The organism is Streptomyces sp. 13-12-16 (genome assembly GCF_002114215.1).
Classification (GTDB): Bacteria; Actinomycetota; Actinomycetes; order Streptomycetales; family Streptomycetaceae; genus Streptomyces.
The window spans coordinates 1-2,149 of sequence record NZ_NCTE01000558.1 but is presented as its reverse complement, the minus strand read 5'-3'; the positions used below and the strand labels follow the sequence as shown (position 1 = coordinate 2,149).

Genomic DNA, 2,149 nt, shown 5'->3' with positions numbered 1-2,149 from the left:
CGCAGCCGTCGCGCCCCTGCGGGCGACCGAGGAGCAGGCCGTGCGCGCGCACGCGCACGCCAAGGTCACCGCGGCCCTCGCGTTGCGCGACGCCGTGCACGGCCTCCCGCCCGGCCGCCGCCCGGCCACCGTCCTGCTGATGTCCTCCGCCACGGCGTTCGTCGGAGGCCTCGGCCTCGCCCCGTACGCCGCCGTCAACCGTTACCTGGACGCCCTTGCCGAGTACGAGCACCACGCGGGCCCGGACACACCCCGGTGGATCAGCGTGGCCTGGGACGGCTGGCGCGTCGGGCCCGGTGGGAGCGAACGCACCGTCGCCTCCCGGCACTCGATCGGTCTGACGGACGGCATGCGCACCGTGGACCGGCTGCTGGCGCTCGCAGCCGGTGGCCGTGTCCCGGCCTCCGTCGCCGTCTCGCCGGCCGACCTCGCACCCCGCACCATGGGCACGCCCACGGCCGTACCCGCCTTTGCCGCACCGGCTCCCGGCGCACCCGCGGGGGAGCCGCAGGCCGGTACGGGATTCACCACCGGGGCGGAGACCCTCATGGCAGAGGTCTGGTCGGACCTGCTGGGCTTCCCCGTCACCGACCGCGACGCCGACTTCTTCGCACTCGGCGGGCACTCCCTGCTGGCCACCCGGATGCTCGCCCGGCTGCGCGACGACCATGGTGCCGAACTGCGGCTGCAGGACCTGCTCGCCCGGCCCAGCATCGCGGCCCTGGCCCCGATGCTGCCCGGCGGGGAATTCCGGCGGGATCCCGCCACGCCCCAGGACGCGAACGAACCGTCTCCGCACCCCGGAGACGGCCTCCGGGAGTTCCCCCTCACCCGGGTGCAACACGCCTACTGGGTCGGCGGATCGGGCGGTTACCGCCTCGGCGACGTCCCGTGCTCCTTCCACCTGGAGTACGACTGTCCCGGCCTGGACACCGACCGCTACGAAACGGCGTGGAACGCGGTCATCGCCCGCCACCCGATGCTGCGCGCGGTCGTCTCGCCGGAAGGGCGCAACCGGGTGCTCGACAAGGTGCCCCACTACCGGATCCGGGTGCAGGACCTGACGGAGGACGATGACGCCGAGCGCGCCCGGAAGCTGGAACGCGTGCGCACCCGCATGGTGCGCCGCGAACCCCGCCCGGGCCGCTGGCCCCTGGTCGACATCAGGGCCGCCCGACTGCCCGGCGACGTCATCCGGCTGTTCGTCAACGTGGACGTGCTGGTGTGCGACACCGCCAGTTACCTGATCTGGGACCGCGAACTGCGCACCCTCTACCACGACCCCGACGCCCAGCTGCCGCCGCTGGAGACCACCTTCGCGGACTGTGTGGCCGCGCTCGAACGCCGCACCGAGGGCCCGGAGCACGCGCGGGCCGCCGCCTACTGGCGGGCCAGGCTGGACGACCTGCCCGGCGCACCCGCACTGCCCGTCCGGGCCGGGAGCCCCGGAGAGCGGCCCCTCTTCGCACGGCGCACCGCCCGTCTGGAGCCGGACCGCTGGAACGCCCTCAAGGCCGAGGCCGCCCGGCGCGGACTGACCCCCACGGCCGTCCTTCTGGCGGCCTACGGCGAAGCCCTCGCCGAGTGGTCCGGGCAGAACCGCTTCGCCGTCACCCTCACCCTCTTCGACCGGCCCGCGCACCTTCCCGGGGCCGACGCCGTGGTCGGTGACTTCACCTCGCTGATGCTGCACGAGGTGGACCGCTCGGACACCCGCTGCTTCGCCGACGCCGCCGTACGGGCCCAGCGCACCCTCTTCGAGGACCTGGACCACCGGGAGTTCTCCGCGCTCGACCTGCTGGCCGAGAAGTCCTCGCGCACCGGCCGCACCGAGTCCGTTCCCGTGGTCTTCACCAGCGCCCTGGGCCTGTCCGGGCCGCTCGGCGGCGGACACGACCTGGACTGGGCGGGCGCACCGGTGTACGGCGTGAGCAGCACCCCGCAGACCTGGCTGGACCACCAGGTGATCGAGCAGCACGGGGAGCTCCTGCTCCAGTGGGACGTCCTGGAGAGCGCCCTGCCCGCCGACGAGGCGGACGCGGCGTTCGCCGCCTACGCCGAGCGGGTGCGCCGGCTGGCCGACGCACCGCGGGCGTGGGACACCCAGGAGCCCCGCACCGCGCCCGCCGCCCCGGCCCGTGAAGCGCGG

General features: G+C 74.8%; 1 protein-coding gene. It reads left to right on the top strand.

From position 1 onward, the window contains the following. Positions 1-16: 16 nt before the first annotated feature. The coding region (locus B7767_RS22570; RefSeq protein ID WP_256923531.1) for a condensation domain-containing protein at positions 17-2,149 on the top strand (2,133 nt) is incomplete at its 3' end.